The organism is uncultured Altererythrobacter sp., from assembly GCF_913057185.1.
GTDB classification, from domain to species: domain Bacteria; phylum Pseudomonadota; class Alphaproteobacteria; order Sphingomonadales; family Sphingomonadaceae; genus Erythrobacter; species Erythrobacter rubellus.
Genome location: NZ_CAJXNK010000001.1, coordinates 483,863 through 504,517 on the forward strand (window position 1 = coordinate 483,863; position 20,655 = coordinate 504,517).

Annotated in this window: 23 protein-coding genes; 10 read left to right on the plus strand and 13 right to left on the minus strand. The window is 56.9% G+C overall.

Annotated elements, in window-relative coordinates; genetic code table 11:
• Window positions 1–4: 4 nt before the first annotated feature.
• The 8 genes from QZ487_RS02380 to QZ487_RS02415 form a co-directional block, all read right to left on the minus strand.
• Window positions 5–493, minus strand: a complete 489-nt coding sequence (locus QZ487_RS02380) for a PaaI family thioesterase (RefSeq protein WP_296023165.1) — start codon at window positions 491–493, stop codon at window positions 5–7.
• Window positions 483–944 carry a PTS sugar transporter subunit IIA gene (locus QZ487_RS02385; RefSeq protein ID WP_296023166.1) on the minus strand — a complete coding sequence of 154 codons (462 nt, stop codon included), beginning with the start codon at window positions 942–944 and terminating at the stop codon, window positions 483–485. Before QZ487_RS02385 ends, QZ487_RS02380 begins: the two co-directional genes overlap by 11 nt.
• Before the next feature lie 131 nt (window positions 945–1,075).
• On the minus strand, window positions 1,076–1,660 hold the full coding sequence (raiA, locus tag QZ487_RS02390) for a ribosome-associated translation inhibitor RaiA (protein ID WP_296023168.1): 585 nt from the start codon (window positions 1,658–1,660) through the stop codon (window positions 1,076–1,078).
• Between the two features lie 46 nt (window positions 1,661–1,706).
• Window positions 1,707–2,399, minus strand: coding sequence for a DNA polymerase III subunit epsilon (gene dnaQ / locus QZ487_RS02395; protein WP_296023169.1), 693 nt, complete (start codon window positions 2,397–2,399; stop codon window positions 1,707–1,709).
• A gap of 61 nt (window positions 2,400–2,460) precedes the next feature.
• Window positions 2,461–3,057, minus strand: coding sequence for a dephospho-CoA kinase (coaE, locus tag QZ487_RS02400; protein ID WP_296023171.1), 597 nt, complete (start codon window positions 3,055–3,057; stop codon window positions 2,461–2,463).
• Complete coding sequence (gene aroE / locus QZ487_RS02405) at window positions 3,054–3,908, minus strand: shikimate dehydrogenase (RefSeq protein WP_296023172.1); 855 nt, start codon at window positions 3,906–3,908, stop codon at window positions 3,054–3,056. The genes coaE and aroE overlap by 4 nt, the downstream gene beginning before the upstream one ends.
• Entirely contained in the window at window positions 3,905–4,489 is a 585-nt protein-coding gene (locus QZ487_RS02410) for a nucleoside triphosphate pyrophosphatase (RefSeq protein WP_296023173.1), read from the minus strand. Before QZ487_RS02410 ends, aroE begins: the two co-directional genes overlap by 4 nt.
• Window positions 4,486–5,334 (minus strand): pyruvate, water dikinase regulatory protein, encoded by an 849-nt coding sequence (locus QZ487_RS02415; RefSeq protein WP_296024100.1) that lies wholly within the window; start codon window positions 5,332–5,334, stop codon window positions 4,486–4,488. Before QZ487_RS02415 ends, QZ487_RS02410 begins: the two co-directional genes overlap by 4 nt.
• A gap of 337 nt (window positions 5,335–5,671) precedes the next feature.
• Between QZ487_RS02415 and hemE the strand changes: the two genes are divergently transcribed.
• The 3 genes from hemE to rho all read left to right on the plus strand — a co-directional run bounded on the left by hemE (window position 5,672) and on the right by rho (window position 8,649).
• A complete protein-coding gene (hemE, locus tag QZ487_RS02420; protein ID WP_285976183.1) occupies window positions 5,672–6,691 on the plus strand; it encodes a uroporphyrinogen decarboxylase in 1,020 nt (339 codons plus the stop codon).
• A 50-nt stretch (window positions 6,692–6,741) separates the two neighbouring features.
• The gene (locus tag QZ487_RS02425; protein WP_296023176.1) at window positions 6,742–7,200 is read left to right on the plus strand and encodes a CopD family protein; all 459 of its coding nucleotides are present in this window, start codon (window positions 6,742–6,744) and stop codon (window positions 7,198–7,200) included.
• 183 nt (window positions 7,201–7,383) lie between these two features.
• The gene (rho, locus tag QZ487_RS02430; RefSeq protein WP_285976185.1) at window positions 7,384–8,649 is read left to right on the plus strand and encodes a transcription termination factor Rho; all 1,266 of its coding nucleotides are present in this window, start codon (window positions 7,384–7,386) and stop codon (window positions 8,647–8,649) included.
• A gap of 42 nt (window positions 8,650–8,691) precedes the next feature.
• Here rho and QZ487_RS02435 read toward each other — a convergent pair whose 3' ends face one another.
• Together QZ487_RS02435 and QZ487_RS02440 are read right to left on the minus strand one after the other, a co-directional pair.
• On the minus strand, window positions 8,692–9,096 hold the full coding sequence (locus QZ487_RS02435; RefSeq protein WP_285976186.1) for a nuclear transport factor 2 family protein: 405 nt from the start codon (window positions 9,094–9,096) through the stop codon (window positions 8,692–8,694).
• Window positions 9,093–9,791, minus strand: coding sequence for a dienelactone hydrolase family protein (locus tag QZ487_RS02440; protein WP_296023178.1), 699 nt, complete (start codon window positions 9,789–9,791; stop codon window positions 9,093–9,095). Before QZ487_RS02440 ends, QZ487_RS02435 begins: the two co-directional genes overlap by 4 nt.
• A gap of 118 nt (window positions 9,792–9,909) precedes the next feature.
• On the opposite strand from QZ487_RS02440, the gene QZ487_RS02445 reads away from it, so the two are divergent.
• The 6 genes from QZ487_RS02445 (at window position 9,910) to QZ487_RS02470 (ending at window position 15,827) form a co-directional block, all read left to right on the plus strand.
• A complete protein-coding gene (locus QZ487_RS02445; RefSeq protein ID WP_285976188.1) occupies window positions 9,910–10,167 on the plus strand; it encodes a DUF6489 family protein in 258 nt (85 codons plus the stop codon).
• A 17-nt stretch (window positions 10,168–10,184) separates the two neighbouring features.
• The gene (mnmE, locus tag QZ487_RS02450) at window positions 10,185–11,462 is read left to right on the plus strand and encodes a tRNA uridine-5-carboxymethylaminomethyl(34) synthesis GTPase MnmE (protein WP_296023179.1); all 1,278 of its coding nucleotides are present in this window, start codon (window positions 10,185–10,187) and stop codon (window positions 11,460–11,462) included.
• Between the two features lie 111 nt (window positions 11,463–11,573).
• Entirely contained in the window at window positions 11,574–13,427 is a 1,854-nt protein-coding gene (gene mnmG, locus QZ487_RS02455; RefSeq protein WP_296023181.1) for a tRNA uridine-5-carboxymethylaminomethyl(34) synthesis enzyme MnmG, read from the plus strand.
• Window positions 13,427–14,050, plus strand: a complete 624-nt coding sequence (rsmG, locus tag QZ487_RS02460) for a 16S rRNA (guanine(527)-N(7))-methyltransferase RsmG (protein WP_296023182.1) — start codon at window positions 13,427–13,429, stop codon at window positions 14,048–14,050. The genes mnmG and rsmG overlap by 1 nt, the downstream gene beginning before the upstream one ends.
• Before the next feature lie 23 nt (window positions 14,051–14,073).
• Window positions 14,074–14,850 (plus strand): ParA family protein, encoded by a 777-nt coding sequence (locus tag QZ487_RS02465; RefSeq protein ID WP_285976192.1) that lies wholly within the window; start codon window positions 14,074–14,076, stop codon window positions 14,848–14,850.
• An 89-nt stretch (window positions 14,851–14,939) separates the two neighbouring features.
• On the plus strand, window positions 14,940–15,827 hold the full coding sequence (locus QZ487_RS02470) for a ParB/RepB/Spo0J family partition protein (RefSeq protein WP_285976935.1): 888 nt from the start codon (window positions 14,940–14,942) through the stop codon (window positions 15,825–15,827).
• A gap of 113 nt (window positions 15,828–15,940) precedes the next feature.
• Here the strand turns inward: QZ487_RS02470 and QZ487_RS02475 are convergent, their stop codons facing one another.
• On the minus strand, window positions 15,941–16,438 hold the full coding sequence (locus tag QZ487_RS02475) for a GAF domain-containing protein (protein WP_296023184.1): 498 nt from the start codon (window positions 16,436–16,438) through the stop codon (window positions 15,941–15,943).
• Window positions 16,439–16,557: 119 nt separating this feature from the next.
• Between QZ487_RS02475 and QZ487_RS02480 the strand changes: the two genes are divergently transcribed.
• On the plus strand, window positions 16,558–18,027 hold the full coding sequence (locus tag QZ487_RS02480) for a PQQ-dependent sugar dehydrogenase (RefSeq protein ID WP_296023185.1): 1,470 nt from the start codon (window positions 16,558–16,560) through the stop codon (window positions 18,025–18,027).
• A gap of 9 nt (window positions 18,028–18,036) precedes the next feature.
• On the opposite strand, the gene QZ487_RS02485 is transcribed toward QZ487_RS02480, so the two are convergent.
• Both QZ487_RS02485 and QZ487_RS02490 read right to left on the minus strand, forming a co-directional pair.
• The gene (locus QZ487_RS02485) at window positions 18,037–18,891 is read right to left on the minus strand and encodes a DUF815 domain-containing protein (RefSeq protein ID WP_296023186.1); all 855 of its coding nucleotides are present in this window, start codon (window positions 18,889–18,891) and stop codon (window positions 18,037–18,039) included.
• A gap of 10 nt (window positions 18,892–18,901) precedes the next feature.
• A complete protein-coding gene (locus QZ487_RS02490) occupies window positions 18,902–20,644 on the minus strand; it encodes an acyl-CoA dehydrogenase (protein WP_296023189.1) in 1,743 nt (580 codons plus the stop codon).
• Window positions 20,645–20,655 lie beyond the last annotated feature (11 nt).

Consider the following 20,655-nt stretch of genomic DNA (forward strand, 5'->3'; position numbering starts at 1 on the left):
GTGCTTACTCCGCCCCTGCCGAATATCCTGGCAAGCCGGACAAGGCGATGCGTGATCGCATGAATGTGCCGGTTCCGCGGCCGATTTCCTCGCCCTCTGCATCGATCAACCGCGATTCAGCCACGAAAACGCGGCGTTTCCCACTGATCCAGAGCCCTTCGGCCACCACTTCGCCCGACCGCACAGGCTTGGTGAAGTGCAGGTTGAACGAGGTAGTCAGAAGAAAGCGATCAGTCGTGCGGGAATTGGCAGCGTAGAACGCCGCGTCATCGAGCATCTTGAAATAAATGGTGCCATGTGCAGCGCCAGCCGCATGAAAGACACTTTCGTCGATCTGGAATGTAATCCGTGAACGACCTTCACCGGGGATCTCGAGCCGAGAGTTGAATGTCTCGTTGATCGGTGCGGAAGCGTACAGGCGTTCCAATGCGCGATAATGCAAGTCGGCGCCTATGCCGACGCCCCCTGCTTTGGCGCGCCCCTCAGGCGGCATCACGCTCTAGATGGCTGGCCAGAAGCGCATACATGGCTTCCGTATTGGGCGCTTCGATCAAAGCCTCACGCGTATGTTCATCACGCGCCAGACGCGAAATCGCCGCCAATGCATGCAGGTGAGCAGCACCGGCATATTCTGGCGACAATAGTCCGAACACCAGCTCGACGGGCATGCCGTCTGCCGCTGCGAAATCAACAGGACTTTCCAAGCGCAACAAAACCGCCGCAGGGCGCTTCACCTTCAAAGAGCGAGCATGTGGAATCGCAACGCCATTGCCGAAACCGGTTGAGCCGAGTTTCTCGCGCTCTTCCAACCCTTCAAGCACATCGGATGCGTTCGCATTATAGCAAGCCGAAAAAAGCTCGCTCACGCGCTCAAGCACCAAATCTTTGGATTCCAGACAGGCAGCAGCAATCGCCTCTGGAAGTAATTGAAAATTCACATTCATTTTAAGCTGTTTTCAACCCGATATTCTATTTCAGCGACTTCAAAAGTCGGTACACATCCCATGCAGGATGAATATTTCCAAATGGTGTTCATCTTCTTCAGGCTGACCGCTGTAAACTAGCGGTTCACCCCTTAGCGCGGCTCAACCCACCCGATCGAACCGTCGGATCGGCGATAAACCATATTGTGACGCCCGGTTCCAGCATTTTTGAAGAATAGCGCGTTGGTGTCTCGCAAGTCGAGCATCATGACAGCATCAGCTGCACTGGCCTCGGGAATATCAACACTCGTCTCTGCAATGATCGGTGGAGCATGATGAAGGAGCTCCTCCTCACCCTCGTCACTGGCAAAGATGGTGTAGCCAGCCTCTTCGAACGTATAGGCTGCGGCTTCTTCGGCACGGGCGAAATCGGCTTGCTCATGGCGGTCATTCAAGCGCCTTTTGTAACGGCGCAATTGTTTGTCGATCTTGGCAGACGCCGCGTCCAGAGCCTGATGTGCATCAGCTGCATCGGCATGTGCTTTCAGAATCAGGCCCTGCATAACGTGCGTGACAATATCGCATGCGAACATGCCAGCAGGCGCTTTGCCAAAGGTGACATGCGAAGAGATAGCACGGTCAAAGTACTTCTCGACTATCCCGCCCAGCCGGCTATCCACATGCTCCCGCAAGGCATCGCCGGTTTCGATCTGATGGCCCGATACGCGAATATCCATGTGTGGGATCTCCTCAAGATTGGTAGGGGACATAACCCCCCGGTACTCAATTCAACCAGATCGGTTTTTCGATCCGTTCGAGAAACTTCTTGTGGCGTGCAACCTCGGCATCACTCGCCGCATGCGGCCTGGCCTCGCGCCGCGGTCCAGATGCTTTGGTCGGGTGGGTTGAATCTAGTGCGGCGACACGATCACACTGGCTATCAGCCGCCAGTTCCAAACCGATCTGGCGCCCACCCATCAGCTCTACGTAAACCTGAGCCAGCAATTCAGCGTCAAGCAGCGCGCCGTGCTTCACGCGGTGGCTGCGATCAACGCCATAACGCGTACACAGGGCATCAAGTGATACTTTTGCGCCCGGGTGGCGTTTGCGCGCGATGGCAACGGTGTCGACCATTCGGTCCATGTTGATAGGTTCGCGACCGATGAGCTTCAGCTCGTTATTAAGAAAGCCAAAATCAAAGCCCGCATTGTGCGCAACCAGCGGTGCATCCCCCAAAAACGCGATCAGTTCATCGATCTGCGCAGAGAAAAGCGGTTTTGTTTCGAGGAAGGAAATCGACAATCCGTGCACCGCTTCAGCGGCAGCAGGCATATCGCGTTCGGGATTGTAATAGGCGTGGTAGGTGGCCCCGGTCGGCACCCGGTTGATTATTTCTACACATCCCATTTCAACCATCCGGTCACCCGAATCAGGGTCCAGGCCGGTGGTCTCTGTGTCGAAAACGATTTCCCGCATTGGTGTTACTATCGGACTCGCATTCTGATTTGGCAAGCGATTCCGGAACACGGGCAGAGCTTTATCTCTCCGCACTCAATTGTGCGATCAGATCGGCAACCGCAGCTTCAGTTTCAGCCAGAGTAACGCCAGTATCGATCACATGGTCAGCGCGCTCGCGCTTCTCTATATCAGGGGTTTGCAGTGAAAGAATATGCGCGAACTTCTCAAGCGTCATCCCTTCACGGCCAAGCACTCGCTTTCGCTGGATTTCGGCCGGCGCCGACACAACAACAATCGTATCCACGCTTTCATGGCCGCCCTTTTCGAACAGCAAGGGAATGTCGAAGACCACCATCGGCGCACCGCCGTGTTCAATCATGAACTCTATGCGTTTGGCCGCGACAGCAGGATGGACGATCGCCTCCAGCCGGGAGAGGGCATCTGGGTCCCCAAAAACTAGCTGACCAAGGGTGTCACGCTTAACCCCCTTGGGACCGGTTGATCTGGGAAAAGCAGCTTCGATGGCCTCGAGCAACTCGCCATCCGGACCCTGCATGGAACGGACTTCTTTATCGGCGTCAAACACAGGCACACCGTGTCGCTCGAACATTTCTGCGACTGTCGATTTACCCATTCCGATCGAGCCGGTAAGACCTATGATGAGAGGCTTTGTCATCGCGTTAGAAGCTCCCGAAGCTGCGCATCGTGCTCGCGCGGCGCGGCTTGCCCGAAGAACTTCTCGAATGCAGCCGCTGCCTGCCCGATTAGCATATTGAGACCGTCCAATGTTTGATGTCCGGCGGCGCGGGCGTTCCTCAGGAGTGCAGTGTCGAGCGGATCGGTCACGATATCATAGGCAATCGCACCTGGTGGTGCGTGGCTCCAATCAAATGCGAGTTCGGATTGCCCGCGCATACCCAGTGCCGACGCGTTGACCACCAGATCCAGGCACCCATCACGATCATCGAAGGCAAAGTCGGTCGGCTCTGCAAAATGATCGAGATGTACTGCGTGATGCTGGCCCTTTGGAGCAACCTCTTCGAGAATAGACCTTGCCTTGTCGGGGTTGCGTCCTGCAAGAACTATCGTGAAGCCTTGTCCGGCAAGGCCGGCAACAATGGCCCGAGCCGCACCACCTGTGCCCAGAACACGAGCCATCCGAAAATAGTGTTCTTGCGATAATTCGCCACGGAGCGGTTCAAGGAATCCGACCGCATCGGTGTTGTAACCGATGAGCTGGTCACCTTCACGAACCAGAGTGTTGATTGCTCCGATTTGTGTAGCGACCGGGTCCAGCCGGTCAGCCAGATCAATCGCAGCCTGTTTATGTGGCATCGTAATGTTGCAACCCCGCCATTCAGGGTCACTGCGGCGCGATTTGATGTAATCGCCAAGTTTATCGCTCAACACATGCTGGGCACGATAGGTCGGTGCAGCCCCCAATTTTTCGAGCCAGAAATTGTGGATTGCAGGAGACTTTGAATGAGCGATTGGGTCGCCAATGACTTCAGCATAGGGCTTGATCATGAAACCAACCCACCCAGGTCGCGCAGTGCGCCAAGTACACCCAGCAGCGGCATTCCGAGTACCGTGAATTGATCACCGTCGATCCGTTCAAACAATTGCGGGCCCATGGCTTCAATCCGGAAAGCGCCTGCGCAATAGCCGATCTCTGGCCATTCAGCATCGAGATATTGCTCGATAAATTGCTCGCTTAATTCGCGCACATGAAGCTCGGCCAGAGATGTAGTGCTCCATTCACACGTATCATCGCGCACGATCGCAGCGCCGCTATGTAGCTCCATGACCTTACCTGAGAAGAAACGCAGATGCTCGGCTGCCTGTTCGCGACTTTGCGGCTTGTCGAAGCGCTGCCCGTCGCACACGACCAGGCTATCACTGCCCAACACCAGCCGTGCGGCATTGTCTGCCGCCACAGCTTGGGCCTTTGCAACACTAAGAGCCTCGGCAATCTCCTCCGGGGAACAGCCGGAAAGCGCCGCTTCGACGGCGCGCTCATCTATATGTGCCGGCATGGCTTCATACATGACCCCTGCTGCATCCAGCATCGCCCGCCGTGACGCACTTTTGGAGGCCAGGATGATCATATCGCGCCTTCACCACTTTCATCCGGCGCTACCGCTTTGTCTTTCCGCTCTTGCATGAACCGGATCACCGCCGCTGCTGTCTCCTCAATCGAACGCCGGGTTACATCAATCACGGGCCAACCATTGTCGGCAAACATCCGCCGCGCAAACTGCACCTCTTCGCGCACCCGCTCATCATCGACATAGGATGTCTCTGTTGCTTCGTTGAGTGACAAGAGCCGGTTGCGACGCACCTGGACCAGCCGTTCCGGAGCGGTCGTCAAACCCACCACCATGGGGTGACGAAGCCCGAACAAAACCTTTGGCGGCGGCGATTCAATTACCAAGGGGATGTTCGCAACCTTATACCCGCGATTGGCAAGGTAGATGCTTGTTGGCGTTTTCGAGCTGCGCGATACACCAGCCAGAACAATGTCCGCTTCTTCCCAATCTTCCCAGCCAATCCCGTCGTCATGGGCAATCGTATAGTGAATTGCATCGACACGGCCGAAATAAGCTTCGTCCATCAGGTGTTGGCGGCCAGGCCTGCCATGCGCCTCTTCACCCAGCTGCACTTCGAGTGCGGCGGTTACCGAATCCAACACGGGCACGGCGGGCAGACCGATCTGGCGACAGTGCTCCTCCAGACGCGCTCGTGTGTCTGGATTGACCAGGGTGAACAGGACTAGACCGGGGCTATCCACCAGCGAAGGCACAATCCGGTCCAGGTGCTGGCGCGAGCGCACCATCGGCCAGAAATGATGAACAACCTCGGGAGTGTCGAATTGCGCCAATGCCGCCTTGGCGATCATCTCCAGTGTTTCACCGGTCGAGTCAGAGACAAGATGTAGGTGCATGTTTGCTATTCCGGTTGAATACGATCTCTGTCGATTAGAGCTCTGTGGACGAGAACCGGCATAAACCACGGGAGAAGTCTGAGGACAAGTTCGTGGAGCCAATCCATGCCCGCCATCAAGTGTTTCACCAAGGGGTCTGTAAACATCTAGCTAGAGCTGTCCCCAGCCTGTTGATAGCAAGCAAAAGTTTGACTCGACTCCCGCAGAGCCGCGAGTCGAGGTCAATCACAACCTTTGCAATAACGGGAGAAATTGGGCAGGAGTCACTTGTTCCCGATATTCACAGGGCCAACAGATTCTACAATCTTTATATATAATATAATTATAGTTGATTGGACTTAGACCTATGCCTGGTTTGCTTCTCGATACTTTACGCGGTCATAAGGCTTCCCGACCACCTATGTGGCTGATGCGCCAGGCTGGGCGCTACCTTCCTGAGTATCGCGAATTGAGAGCGGAGAAGGGCGGTTTTCTCGATCTGGTGTATGACAGTGATGCGGCTGCGGAAATCACGATCCAACCATTGCGCCGGTTTGGGTTTGATGGTGCAATCCTGTTCTCCGATATCCTGATTGTGCCACATGCGATGGGCCAAGGGCTGGAGTTTCTGGCTGGCGAAGGACCCAAACTTTCGCCGCGCTTGCTTGATGCAAAGCTTGAGAGTTTCACGGCGCAACCCGAGCGTTTCGAGGCAATTTACGAGACGGTATGCAAGTGTCGCGCGATGATCGGTGATGATGTGACCATGCTGGGCTTCGCGGGAAGTCCGTGGACGGTCGCGACTTACATGGTGAATGGCGAAGGCAGCCGCGATCAGCACGCGACGCGCGAGCTGGCTTACACGGATCCGGCCCGTTTCCAGTCGATCATTGATGCGATAGTAGATGTCACCATCGGCTATCTGCGTGGTCAAATCGATGCAGGCGCTGAAGCAGTGCAATTGTTTGATAGCTGGGCTGGCAGTCTGGCGCCTGACCAGTTCGAACGCTGGGTAATTGCGCCCAATGCGACAATCACAGCAGCAATCAAACAATCGCATCCTGACGCGCCGATTATCGGTTTTCCAAAAGGCGCCGGTGCAAAGCTGGCGCAATATGCCAAGGAAACCGGTGTCGACGCGCTGGGTCTGGATGAAACGGTTGATCCGGTCTGGGCAAACAGGGAAGTTCCACAAGGCATGCCGGTGCAAGGCAATCTTGATCCCTTGATGCTGATGGCAGGCGGCAAAGCGATGACCGATCGGATCGAATTCATCATCGATACCTTTGCTGACCGCCCGCATATCTTCAATCTGGGTCATGGCATCGGCCAGTTTACACCGATCGAGCATGTTGAGCAGTTGGTTGCCGCGGTTCGCGGCGCTTGAACCAAATGCGGGGGTGACGGACCGATGAGGGATACCTACATATCCATGCGATGCAGGACATCATTGCTGTGACTTACCTTTGGCTCAAGGCCGGCCATATCATCTTCGTGGTGTTCTGGATGGCTGGCCTGTTCATGCTCCCGCGCCAGCTGATCTATGTGCATCCTTCAGCGCCGGGATCAGAGGAAGAAGCGCTATGGGTCAAACGCATGGACCTGCTACGCAAGATAATCCTGACGCCGAGTATGATCATTGTTTGGGCGTTTGGGTTGCTTATGAGCGTCCAGCTGGGCTTGTTTAACGGTTTACCCGGATTAGGGTGGTTACACGCCAAAATCCTCTTTGTTGTCCTTCTGACGGGCTTTCACGGGTATTTGATCGCGCAGACGAAGAAGGTTGCCAAGGGTCAGCGACCTTTGAGCGAAAAGCAGCTTCGCATGATTGGCGAGTTGCCAGGGCTGCTGCTGGTTATCATCGTAATTCTAGTGGTGGTTTTTCGTGCTATGTAAAATCGGTAACGATTCCTGATTGACGATAGCGTGGCGCAATTCTATCCCGAACTCATCTAACCGGCATCAAGGCATCGCGTTCAAGCGACGCCAAGGTCTGCTTTCTCCAAGCCCAAACGCCTCCGGACCCAAACGAGGCACTGACCTGTCGGCCAACATTTTCCAACACGGACAAGAATCGAAATGCATCTTAAAGACTTGAAAGAAAAAACCCCGGCCGAATTGGTCGCGATGGCGGAAGAATTGGGCGTTGAAAGCGCAAGCACTATGCGCCGTCAGGATCTGCTGTTCAGCATCCTGCGCGAGCTTGCTGAAGATGACGAATACGAAGAAAAAATCATGGGCATCGGCACGATCGAAGTGCTGCAAGATGGCTTTGGATTTTTGCGCTCGCCCGAGGCAAACTATCTAGCTGGGCCGGACGATATCTATGTCTCGCCTAACCAAATACGCAAATGGGGTTTGCGCACCGGGGACACTGTCGAAGGTGAAATTCGCGCACCCAGAGAAGGCGAACGCTATTTCGCGCTGACAAGTCTGACTACCGTCAACTTTGACACGCCGGACGCAGTGCGCATGCGCACCAATTTCGACAACCTTACTCCGCTCTATCCCGACAAGAAGCTCAACCTCGATCAGGTTGACCCGACAGTCAAAGACAAGTCTGCACGAGTGATCGATATTATCGCGCCCCAGGGCAAGGGCCAGCGTGCATTGATCGTGGCGCCGCCACGTACGGGTAAAACGGTGCTGCTGCAGAACATCGCAAAGGCGATCACGGACAACCACCCCGAGGTTTTCCTGCTGGTTTTGCTGGTTGATGAGCGACCCGAGGAAGTTACGGACATGCAGCGCAGCGTTAAGGGCGAGGTGATCTCCTCTACCTTTGACGAGCCTGCCAATCGCCACGTCCAGGTCGCTGAAATGGTGATCGAGAAGGCGAAACGGCTGGTTGAGCACAAGCACGATGTTGTCATCCTGCTCGATTCGATCACACGTCTGGGCCGTGCCTACAACACGGTGGTTCCAAGCTCAGGCAAGGTTCTGACTGGTGGTGTGGATGCTAACGCATTGCAGCGCCCGAAACGTTTCTTCGGCGCTGCGCGTAACATCGAAGAAGGTGGATCGCTGTCCATCATCGCAACCGCGCTGATCGATACCGGCAGCCGCATGGACGAAGTAATCTTCGAAGAATTCAAGGGCACCGGTAACTCGGAAATCGTGCTTGATCGCAAGGTTGCTGACAAGCGGATCTTTCCGGCGCTCGATGTCGGCAAGTCTGGCACCCGCAAGGAAGAGCTGCTGGTCGACAAGGACAACCTCTCGAAGATGTGGGTCCTGCGCCGTATTCTCATGCAGATGGGAACAGTCGACGCGATGGAATTCCTGCTCGACAAAATGAAGGATTCGAAGACCAACGAAGACTTCTTCGAAACCATGAACCAGTAATTTCTAGCAGATTCAGGGCGGGTTTTCAGCAGTGAGAGCTCGTTAACCCGCCTTCATAAGCTCCAACTGCGCGCCCATCATTTCCCAGACCTTGTTCACCGCTTTCAGTGGGCGCACCATCACCTTGAAATCGGTGATCAAACCCTCGTCGTCAAAGGTTATCATGTCGATGCCGTTGACCTGAATACCGTCCATCTCTGTCTGGAATTCGAGCACCGCGGTGTTCCCGTCCACAACTTCGCGCAGATATTGAAAACTGTCATTGCCGAGCGTTTGTCCGGCGGCGGTTAGATAGGCAACGACGATCGGGCGCCCTTTTTGCGGTGTGTGTACAACCGGAGAGTGAAACACAGCGTCTTCGCGCATGACGTTTGTTAGGGCGGCTGGTTCACTTCCACCTTCGATCACTTCATGCCAGCGTTTGAGGCCTTTGGCAGCCGGGCTCATGACAGATGCTCTGCAAAAAATGCTTTGGTGCGGCCATCAGCCAGCTGAGCGCCTAGTTCATCTCGCCGGTTTCCACTCTCGGTTGCGAAACCGTGGTCCAACCCTTCATAGTCGTACAAGGTCACGCGTGGATGGTCATCAAGACCTGCGTGCATTGCGGCCTGCGCTTCGGGGCCAACGAAATGGTCAGCGGTTGGAATGTGTAATAGCAATGGGTTGGCTATTGCGTGTTTTTCACCCAGCATCTGGTCGATCATCACACCGTAGTAGCCGACAGAAGCATCAATGTCCGTCCGTGCGGCGGTCATGTAGGCAAGCTTCCCTCCAAGGCAGTACCCCACACAACCAACCTTGTTCACGCCGGCATCTCTACGGATCCAATGTATTGTTGCCTCGATGTCCTTGACGCCATCGTCCGGATTATATTTTCCAAAATAATCAAGAGCTTCGTTAAACTCCGCCTCAACGTCAGGGTCGAGTTCGAGTCCGGGCTTCATACGAAAGAACAGATCAGGTGCAACCGCCAGGTATCCTTCCGCAGCCCAGCTATCGCATTTGCGACGAATGCCCTGGTTCACGCCAAAAATCTCCTGGATCACAATAACCGCAGCTTTAGCTGTGCCTTCAGGACGCGCGACATAGGCGTTGAAATCTGCATCGCCATCAAGGGTGGAAATTGTAGCCGTATCGGACATTTGGGCGCTGCTCCTTTGATTCTTGGTGAAAGCGGCTTATCGCTTGGCAAGCGGGTTTGCCAAACCCAAATTTGAGAGGATGCTCGCCTGATAAGCGCGAGGCAAAGGAGGAATCGCGATGAAGGTCAATATCGAGATCGACTGCACACCCGAGGAGGCGCGGGCATTCATGGGTCTGCCCGATGTGTCGGAGGCAAACAGCGTCTATGTCGACAGCCTGACGAAGGCGATGAAGGGTGTCTCGAGCCCGGACCAATTGCAGGATTTTGCCAAGCATCTTGCGCCGATGGGGCAGATGGGGATGCAGATGTTCCAGAATTTCATGAGCGGCGGAATGGGCTCTGCGGGTGACAGAAAGAAACCTAGCGACGACTAGGATCGGTGCAGCCGCAAATGACTGACACAATTTTTGCATTGTCTAGCGGTGCGCCGCCGGCCGCAATCGGCGTAATCCGCATCAGCGGCCCTGCAGCCGGAACCACCCTTGAATCGATGGTGGGTCGCGACATCCCGGCGCGCAAGGCAAGTTTGGCGAGGTTGCACGCTGTGGATGGCACTGTGTTGGATGAGGCCTTGGTATTGTGGTTTCCGGGTCCAAAAACAGCCACCGGCGAAGATCTGCTGGAATTGCATTGTCATGGCGGGCGCGCAGTAGTTGCTGCAATTGAGAGCGAGCTTTCCTCCTTCAAAGGTCTTCGTAAGGCTGAACCTGGAGAGTTCACTCGCCGCGCTTTTGCAAACGGACGGATAGATTTGGCCGAGGCGGAGGGCCTGGCTGATCTGCTAAGCGCGGAAACCGAGCTCCAGCGCAGCGCAGCTATGGCAATGGCAGGAGGAGGGTTGTCGCGGCAGGTTGAAGAATGGCGCGATGCGCTCCTGCGTTTGGCGGCTGAAGTCGAGGCTGCGCTCGATTTTTCCGACGAGGCTGATGTAGGCGGCCTTGCAGATGATTTTTCCGCGCGCGTACAGCTGCTTTCCGATCAATTGGATGATTTTCTGCAGCGTCCACGTTCTGAGCGGTTGAGTGAGGGGTTTCGTGTTGTGTTAGCGGGGCCGCCAAATACAGGGAAATCCACTCTTTTCAACGCGTTGGTTGAGAGTGAGGCCGCTATAACCTCGCCGATTGCGGGCACAACGCGTGATGTGATTGAACGGTCTGTGGCGATCAGCGGTGTACCCTTTACCTTTGTGGACACTGCGGGCCTTCATGATGGTGGTGACGATGCAATCGAAGCAATTGGCATCGACCGTGCGCGCAGCCAGCTGAAAAGTGCCGATTTGGTGTTGTGGTTGGGGCCTGATCACGATGAGCCGAATGGTGCGTGGGGGATTGAAGCCCAGGTGGATAATCCAACGCATTTGGTTAAATCGGCGCCCATGTTTCGGGTCTCTGCTCTCACAGGAGAGGGGGTGGGTGAACTCAAGTCAGGATTGCTCGAACTCGCTCGAAATACATTGCCCAAACCGGGAGAGGCGGCTCTCAACGCGCGTCAGCATAACCTTCTTCAAGATAGCCACGGGGCTCTGTTAGAAGCGCATGACTCCACAGATCCGCTGCTGATTGCCGAGAGTTTGCGCCGTGCACGCCTCGCTTTTGACCGTTTGATCGGGCGGGCTACAACAGAGGATATGCTCGACGCGCTGTTTGGGCGCTTCTGCATCGGAAAATAATCGAAGCAAAGCCCAGTTGTTTCACGTGGAACATGTCGTGCGACCATACCGAGGATGGCTAGGGCCGAAAGGGCTTTGACCCCGAGGTATACCCGGAGTATCGGGCGTCTCATGCGAAACTATGATGTACTCGTTGTCGGCGGCGGTCACGCCGGTGTCGAGGCGGCCTGCGCGGCGGCCCGTATGGGCGCGAGCGTTGGTCTGGTGAGTTTTGATTTGAACGCGATTGGGGCGATGAGCTGCAACCCTGCGATCGGAGGGTTGGGTAAAGGCCATTTGGTTCGCGAAGTTGACGCGCTCGATGGTGTGATTGGTCGCGCTGCTGATGCGGGCGCTATCCACTATCGCATGCTCAATCGATCGAAGGGTAGCGCGGTTTGGGGCCCTCGTGTGCAGGCCGATCGCAAATTGTTCAAAGCCGCAGTCCAACGCGCGGTGAAGGCGCAGGCCGGGCTTGAGTTGATCGAAGGCGAGGCTGCATCGCTTGTGCTGCAGGGTGGCCGGGTTGGTGGTCTCAATCTGAGCGATGGAACCGTGCTCACGGCTCCAACAGTCATTCTCTGCACCGGGACATTCCTTGGTGGTACGCTGTTTCGCGGGGAAGAGCGGTTTGAAGGAGGCCGCATAGGCGAGAACTCAGCTCAGGAGCTTGCCAGACAGTTGCGCGCCGCCGATTTGCCGATGGCTCGGCTGAAAACCGGAACACCTCCGCGTTTGGATGGACGCACCATCGATTGGGCACGCCTGGAAGAACAGCCGTCGGATGCAGATCATTGGACAATGTCGCCGCTCGTTGAACGCCGCGCCAACCCCCAGATTTTCTGCGCGATCACACGGACGACCGAGGTCGCGCATGATGCCATCCGGGCCAATTTGCACAGATCGCCCATGTTCACAGGTGCTATCGGCGCAGCGGGCCCACGCTATTGCCCGTCCATCGAGGACAAGATTCACCGGTTTGGCGACCGTGACGGCCATCAGGTTTTTCTGGAACCCGAGGGGATCGACACACATCTCGTTTATCCCAACGGGATAAGCACATCTCTGCCGGTTGATGTGCAACTCACGATGCTGCGCGCGATGCCAGGCCTGGAGAAGGTCGTTATGGAAGTTCCTGGTTATGCAGTGGAATATGACCACATTGATCCCCGGGCTTTAACAGCGGACTTGCAGCTTCGGGCCATTCCCGGACTCTACTGTGCAGGGCAGATCAACGGTACGACGGGCTATGAAGAAGCGGCCGCACAGGGGTTGGTTGCCGGACTGAATGCGGCGGGTAGTATGCTTGGCAAGGAGCCCCCGCAACTGGATCGCGCGAACAGCTATATTGCGGTGATGGTTGATGATCTGACACTGCATGGCGTCACAGAGCCCTACCGTATGCTGACCGCTCGTGCGGAGTACCGGTTACGGTTGCGCGCTAATAATGCGTCGACGCGATTGACGCCGCTGGGCATTACTGCGGGTTGTATTGGAGATACGCGGCGCAAGTGGTTTGAGGATCGCGAGGCGCGCAGAACCGATCTGGCGCCGTATTTTGACGTGATGATCCCAGCTAAAGCGCTGAGCGACGCTGGTCTCAATGTCCGCCGTGATGGAGGGGACAAGCCGGTTAGTGAGTGGTTGAGGCATGATGGTGTTGGGTTGGGTGATCTGAGCACCTGGTTGACCGCTGATCTGGATCCAGAGGATGCGCTGATCGCCGAGATGGCGGAGGATGCGACCTATGCACCCTATCTGGCGCGGCAAGAGGCGGAACTGCGGGATTTGCGCGCAAGCGAGGCTTTGACTCTCGGTGGCGACTTCCCATTCGGAGATGTGCCAGGCCTTTCTAACGAAATGGTTGAGCGGTTGATGGCTGCCAAACCGCCAAATCTGGCGGCTGCCGGGCGTGTGCCTGGGATAACCCCTGCGGCGCTCTCTGCATTGCTCGTCCACGCGCGGCGCAGGCAGGTGGCGGCCTGATGGAACAGGTTTTGCGAGACGAGACTTCTGCCCGAGCTTTCGTCGAAGGCTTAACCGATGCGGCAGGAATGTTGCGTCTGGAAGCGTTAAGCGCTGCACTTATCAAAGAGAATCAGCGTCAAAACCTCATTTCGAGGCCATCAGAGGCCCAAATGTGGGTCAGGCACATAGCAGACAGTGCCCAGCTCCTGCGTCTTGTTCCACGTGAAACACCCTCCAGGCCGTGGCTCGACCTGGGCACAGGAGCGGGTTTTCCTGGCCTGGTGATCGCAGCACTGCGGCCGGAGTGGAAGATTGTGCTCGTCGAATCCCGTGCGCGCCGCGTTGAATGGCTCGAACACATGGTGCGCGAGCTTGATTTGGGTAATTGCCGCGTTGAGGGTCGACGTTTGGAGCTTGTCGAGCCCTTCAAAGCATCGGTTATTTCGGCGCGTGCCTTTGCGCCATTGGAAAAACTCCTCAACTTGTCCGCACCCTTTTCCACAAAGGCAACCACCTATCTGTTGCCGAAGGGGCGTTCGGCGGCGCAAGAACTTCAAGCGATGCCTCGAAAGATTCGCGGGATGTTTCACGTGGAACAGTCCTTGACCGATGAGGAAGCGGGGATCATCGTAAGCAAATAACTGCAGAAAGGCAGGCGAGGCGGATGATCACAATTGCGATAGCCAATCAAAAGGGCGGTGTGGGCAAGACCACGACGGCGATCAATATCGCGACGGCTATGGCCGCAATCGGCTGGCGCACGCTGTTGATTGACCTTGATCCCCAAGGAAATGCCTCAACCGGGCTGGGTGTGGGTGTCGAGGCCCGCAAGGCATCGAGCTATGATGTTTTGGTGGAAGGTCTTCCCCTGGCAGAAGCTATGGTGCCAACCAGCATTCCCGGGCTCGACATTGTTCCGGCGACTGTCGATTTGAGTGGTGCGGAGGTTGAGCTCGTCTCCATGGACGAACGTACGTCCCGTCTCTCCGCTGCACTGGCCAATCACCGCGGGCATGACATCTGCTTTGTCGATTGCCCTCCGTCGCTTGGTCTTTTGACATTGAACGCGCTTTCAGCCGCCAACACGCTGATGGTCCCGCTTCAGTGTGAATTCTTTGCTTTAGAAGGGCTTAGTCAGCTTTTGCAGACCGTTGAGCAGGTTCAACAGCGGTTCAATCCTGGCCTCGGAATTGTCGGTGTGACACTGACGATGTTTGACCGCCGTAACCGTCTGACCGATCAGGTGGCGGAAGATGTGCGTGAATGCCTGGGCAAACTGGTGTTTGAAACGGTCATCCCTCGAAATGTGCGCCTTTCCGAGGCACCCAGCCACGGTCTGCCAGCCTTGGTCTATGACCATGCCTGTGCGGGCAGCCGCGCCTATATCGCTTTGGCGCGAGAATTGATCGGCCGCCTGCCCGAAGAAAGGAAAGCCGCGTGAGCGATTCCACCGATCCTATCCGTTTTTCGGTGCCGCAGCGCAGCGCTGCGGACCGCAGGAAGAAACTGGGGCGTGGGCTTGGTGCGTTGATGGGGGAAGCCCAGCGCGAGGAGCCTCTGGCACAGCCGGCAAACACTGAATCCTCCGAAAATCCATCTAATTCAGAAGGTTATGCGAAGAATGGATTGAGCTCTATCCCGATCTCTTCGATCGAACCTTTGCCTGGTCAGCCGCGGAAGCGCTTCGATGAGGGGGCACTTGAAGAGCTGGCGGCTTCGATTGCCGCGCGCGGTGTTATCCAACCGATTATCGTTACCGCCAAAGGTGGAGGGCGCTTCCAGCTCGTGGCGGGTGAGCGTCGCTGGAGAGCCGCTCAGAAGGCGCGCTTGCACGAGATTCCCGCCTTGGTCCGCGAGCTGGACGAACGTGAAGTCATGGCGTTGGCCTTGATCGAGAATATTCAGCGCGAAGATCTCAATCCGGTCGAGGAAGCACGCGCTTATCACCGGCTGAGTGATGAAGAAGGTCTGACACAGGCTGAGATCGCGCAAATGGTTGAAAAATCACGCAGCCATGTAGCAAATTTGCAGCGTTTGCTTGCCTTGCCAGAGGGCGTGCTGGGCCTGGTAGAGGCAGGTGAGCTCTCCATGGGGCATGCCCGTGCATTGATCGGCCATGATGACGCGGCGAGACTGGCTAAACAGGCGGTTCGCGACAAGCTGAGTGTGCGCGAAGTTGAAGACCTGGTGCGCGGCGACATAGCGCCCAAGGCACGCAAATCGACCAAACGCACTACGCGCGATCCCGTCAAGGACGCGGACATTGCAGCTGTACAGGCGCATCTGGAAGAGTTCTTGGGGCTGACTGTGCGGATCAAGACCGATGCGGACCCGCGCAAGGGCGCAGTCACAATCAAATACCGCACACTCGATCAACTCGATCTGATCTGTCAGCGGCTAACCGGCGGTGATATCTGAAGTAATCCAAGTCGCGCCGCGCAACTTTGCCACATTGGCTGACTGATCGAAAGTTGCGCCGCGCAACTTGAGTGCCAGAAAACCCTTAAATATGAGCTATTTAGCGATTCTCGTTAAATGCGGTTGGCAAGCAGCCGCGCCAGTTGCTCGATCCCTGCGGCATCCTCAGGCTTGAACCTGGCTGGTTCAGGGGAATCCAGATCGATAACCGCGACAACTTGACCATTCCGGACAACCGGCACCACCACTTCGGACAGGCTGGCAGAATCACACGCAATATGTCCGGGGAATGCGTGCACATCCTCGACAAGCTGAGTCGCGCCTGTTTTCGCGGCGGTCCCGCACACGCCGGCGCCCATCGGAATGCGGATACAGGCGGGGCGGCCAACAAACGGGCCGAGGACGAGCTCGCCTTCACCATCATCGTTCTCCAACACCCGATAGAACCCAGCCCAGTTCAGTCCGGGCACAAACTCCCATATGAGGGCGGCTATATTCGCCATATTGGCAATGGGGTCACTCTCGGTCGCGGTTAGCGCATCCGCAGCGTTACATAGCTGTCGGTACCGCTCGTTGGCATCGAGGTTCTCGTCGAGTTTGAAATCATACATCGTGGGAAGCGATCTAAGCGGAGCCGGTCAAATAGCAAGGCCCGCGGCTGATCCGGGTGCCATGTCTGTTGAATGTAGCCTATTGCCGCTCGCATGGACCGGGCTTATGCCTGACACCCATGAGCATTCTCAAAAAGATCCTGATCGCCCTCCTTGTCATTCTTGTGCTTCTCGGCGCGGCCCTCTGGTGGGTATCACGCGGAAGCCCCGCCGAGCTTTCGATTGAGGCGGTTGCGGGAACCGACCCGACCCTGGAGGAACCCAATCCCGAACCCGTCCCTACGGTGCAGATCGCCAAACCGGTGGGATGGGATGATGGCGACGCGCCGAACGCAGCAGAAGGTCTGGCGGTTGGACGCTTTGCCGAAGGGCTTGATCATCCGCGCGTGCTTCAGGCGCTGCCGAATGGAGACGTTCTCGTCACGCTTACGCGATCACCCAAAAGCGAGGAAGATGGCGGCATCATGGCCTTGATCGCCGATTGGTTGATGACCCGTGCAGGGGCTACCGGAGATTCTGCCAATGAAATTGTGCTGCTGCGTGATGGGGATAATGACGGTATCGCGGAGATACGGCGCACAATTGCTAATGAAAGTAATGGTTTGGACTCACCATCGGGCATGGGGTGGCATGATGGTAAGCTCTATGTCGCCAACCACAATGCTTTGCTGGCGTATGACTATGAATTGGGCGCAGATAGCGTAACCGGTGAGCCGACCAAGCTGATGGATCTGGCACCTGGTGGCGGCCACTGGATGCGCAACCTCGAGCTAAGCGAAGATGGCACGCGGATTTATGTCGCGGTTGGTTCGGTATCCAATATCGGCGAGCAAGGCATGGAGGTCGAAGAAGGCCGTGCCATGATTTGGGAGTATAATCTCGAAACCAATCGCCAGCGCCAGTTTGCCGGTGGATTGCGCAATCCCAACGGCCTAGCGTTCAGCCCCTGGTCGGGCGAACTCTGGACCACAGTGAATGAGCGCGACATGCTCGGCGGAGATCTGGTGCCAGACTATCTGACCAATGTGCCGATTGGCGCCCAGTACGGCTGGCCGTGGGTTTATTGGCGCACCAATATCGACGAGCGCGTCAAAGCTCCGCGTCCAGCATATCTTGCTGAATATGCGCGCAAGCCCGAATACGCGCTCGGCCCCCACGTGGCTGCGTTGGGTCTGGTGTTTACGCAAGAGGGGCACAGGATGGGCGAGACATTCGCAAGCGGGGCATTCATTGCGCGCCACGGCTCGTGGAACCGCAAACCACCATCGGGATACGATCTGGTCTATGTCGCCTTTGATGAACTCGGCAATCCAGAAGGTCTGCCGGTTCCCGTGTTGGACGGGTTTCTGAACGAGGACGGCACCACCAAAGGCAGACCGACCTGGGTCGAATGGGCGGGCGACGGATCACTGCTGATGACTGATGACACCGCCGGGATTATCTGGCGAGTTCACGCACCCGGAGCGGAGCCAGGAGCAGGTATTGCGCGACTTCAATCAGACTCACTACCGCCCCGCCGCCAGTTGACGGGTGATGCCCGGGCATCCTTCAATGAGGAGGATTACGCGCGCGAAGTTCCCGCTCAGTAAGAGAGCGGGCTAAAGCTTCTTCCCGGCTCGACCCGCCAGTTCGACGACGAATTGCCAAGCGGCACGGCCGGACCGCTGCCCGCTCTGCATTGCCCATTCAAGCGCCTCTTCTTCGCTGAACTTCAACTCCAGCGGACCGGCATAGGCGCTGACCATCTCGATATAGGCACCTTTGCTGCATGGATGGAAACCCACGGTCAGTCCAAAACGATCAGCCAAAGCAAGCTTGTCATCGGTTGTATCGCGGCGGTTGAGCGGGCTTTCGTCAGAGCCGGAGTTTTGCTCGCTTGCCTGACGCGCGAGAATGGCGCGGCGATTGGATGTGACGGCGAGCCGGCAATTGCTCGGCCTTGCCTCTACGCCGCCTTCAAGCCAGCTTCGCAAACGGCGCGGACCAACAGTGTCTTCCTCGGCAAAACCAAGATCATCTATAAAGATCAGGAACTGGCGCTTTTCGCCGCCAAGTCGACTGAACAGTTCGGGCAATGAATCAAGCGCATCAGGTGCGACTTGTACAAGCCCCAGGGCCATGGACGCACCATCCTGCACCCGACGTGCAGCGGATCGGACCAGCGCGGATTTTCCCATTCCGCGCGTGCCCCATAGCAGCATGTCATGCGACGCCTTGCGCCAAGCCAATCGGTCGATGTTCTCGAGCACCAGCTCTTTCTGGCGGTCAATTCCACGAAGATCATCGAGATCGGGCGCAGTGATCTTCTCGAGCTCGCGCGCGTTCTTTCCGTCCCAGACATAGGCTGGCATTGTGCGCCAATTGATAGCTGCCGGGGCAGGCGGAGCTATTCGCTCTAACGCATTTGCAATGCGAAGCAGCGCGTCATGATCGGGGGCTTGGTCGTTGTCCACGCACTAACACTTAAACGGCGAAGGCATCGGCTGAAAGGCTGTAAAGCAATTCAGCGCCGCCTGTAGCGGCGGCCCCCTGACCCATTGCCTCCGGAACGATGCGATCGAGGAAGAATCGGGCTGTGACGGGCTTTGTCTTGGCAAGCGCTGGCGCTGCGCCGCCTGCAACGGCTTTCGCTTGCTTTGCAAGCTGCCATCCGGCGACCGCAACAGAGAGCATGGTACAAAACGGCACGCTGCCAGCCAGGCGATCATCCAGACTTGCCTCTTCACTCATCCAGCTGGCGACAGAGGTGCAATCTTGCGCTAGCGCGCGCAATTGCGGCTCGTCAGCCGATTCCGCGAGGATGTCGGCGATAAGTGACTGCACGACGCCGCCCCCCTCGAGCCCCAGCTTGCGCGTGACCAGGTCGGCCGCCTGAATACCGTTGGTGCCTTCGTATATCGGGGCAATCTTGGAATCGCGCCAGTGTTGTGCCGCGCCGGTTTCCTCGATGAAGCCCATTCCCCCGTGCACCTGCACGCCCATTCCGGCGACCTCGATGCCGATATCGGTGCCCCATGCCTTGACCAAAGGAACAAGCACTTCCGCGCGCAGCTTGGCTGCGTTGTCGCCGATCCTCCCGCGATCGACCTGACCCGCACAGTAATAGAGGAGTGCGCGTGCCCCCTCGGTCAGCGCTTTCATACGCAGCAGCATGCGGCGTACATCTGGATGCTCGATAATCGCCACAGGAGTTTTGTCGGGTGATCCGGCGCGTGCCGACTGGACGCGATCCGCCGCGTATGCAATCGCTTGCTGGGTCGCGCGCTCACCGATCTGCACACCCTGATTGCCAACATTGATGCGCGCATTGTTCATCATTGTGAACATTGCCATCAGCCCGCGGTTTTCCGCGCCGACAAGTTCGCCGATACATTCACCATTGTCGCCATAGCTCATCACACAGGTGGGTGAGGCATTGATACCGAGCTTGTGCTCCAGGCTGACGCAGCGCAGATCGTTCTTCGGGCCGAGACTTCCATCATCCTTCACATGGTATTTGGGCACAAGGAACAGCGAGATACCGCGCGAACCCTCGGGTGCGTCAGGCAGCCGCGCGAGCACCAGATGGATAATGTTCTCTGCCAGTTCGTGCTCACCCCAGGTGATGTAGATCTTCTGGCCCTGGATCAGATACTTTCCGGCATGTTCGCCGCTTTCGATGGGGGTGGCGGTGCTACGCAGTGCGCCAACATCACTGCCTGCCTGCGGCTCGGTCAGGTTCATTGTACCCGACCACTTGCCGCTGACGAGATCGGGCATGTATTTCGCTCGTTGCGCGTCAGATCCGTGATGCTCGATCGCTTCGATTGCTCCCACACTCAACATGGGCAGCAGGTTGAATGCCATATTGGCGGAACCTAGATTTTCCAGCACATTGCACGCCAATGTGAAGGGCAGGCCCTGGCCCCCGAATTCCTCTGGCGATGCGATCGCGTTCCAGCCTTGCGCGACATATTCGTCATAGGCCTGCTTGAATCCGTCGGGCAACCGGACCACACCATTCTCAAGCTTCGCCCCTTCCAGATCTCCGATCCGGTTGAGCGGCGCGAACTCGCCCGCGGCGAATTGGCCAACACCTTCGACAATTGCTTCGACCAGATCGGCCTCGGCGGAGGTAAAGCGTTCAGTCTTGGCGAGCTCTTCGATCCCGGCATTAACGCGGATTGCGAGCAGCTGGTCCTGGGTGGCGGGCTTGTAAGGAGTCACGTTGATTGCTT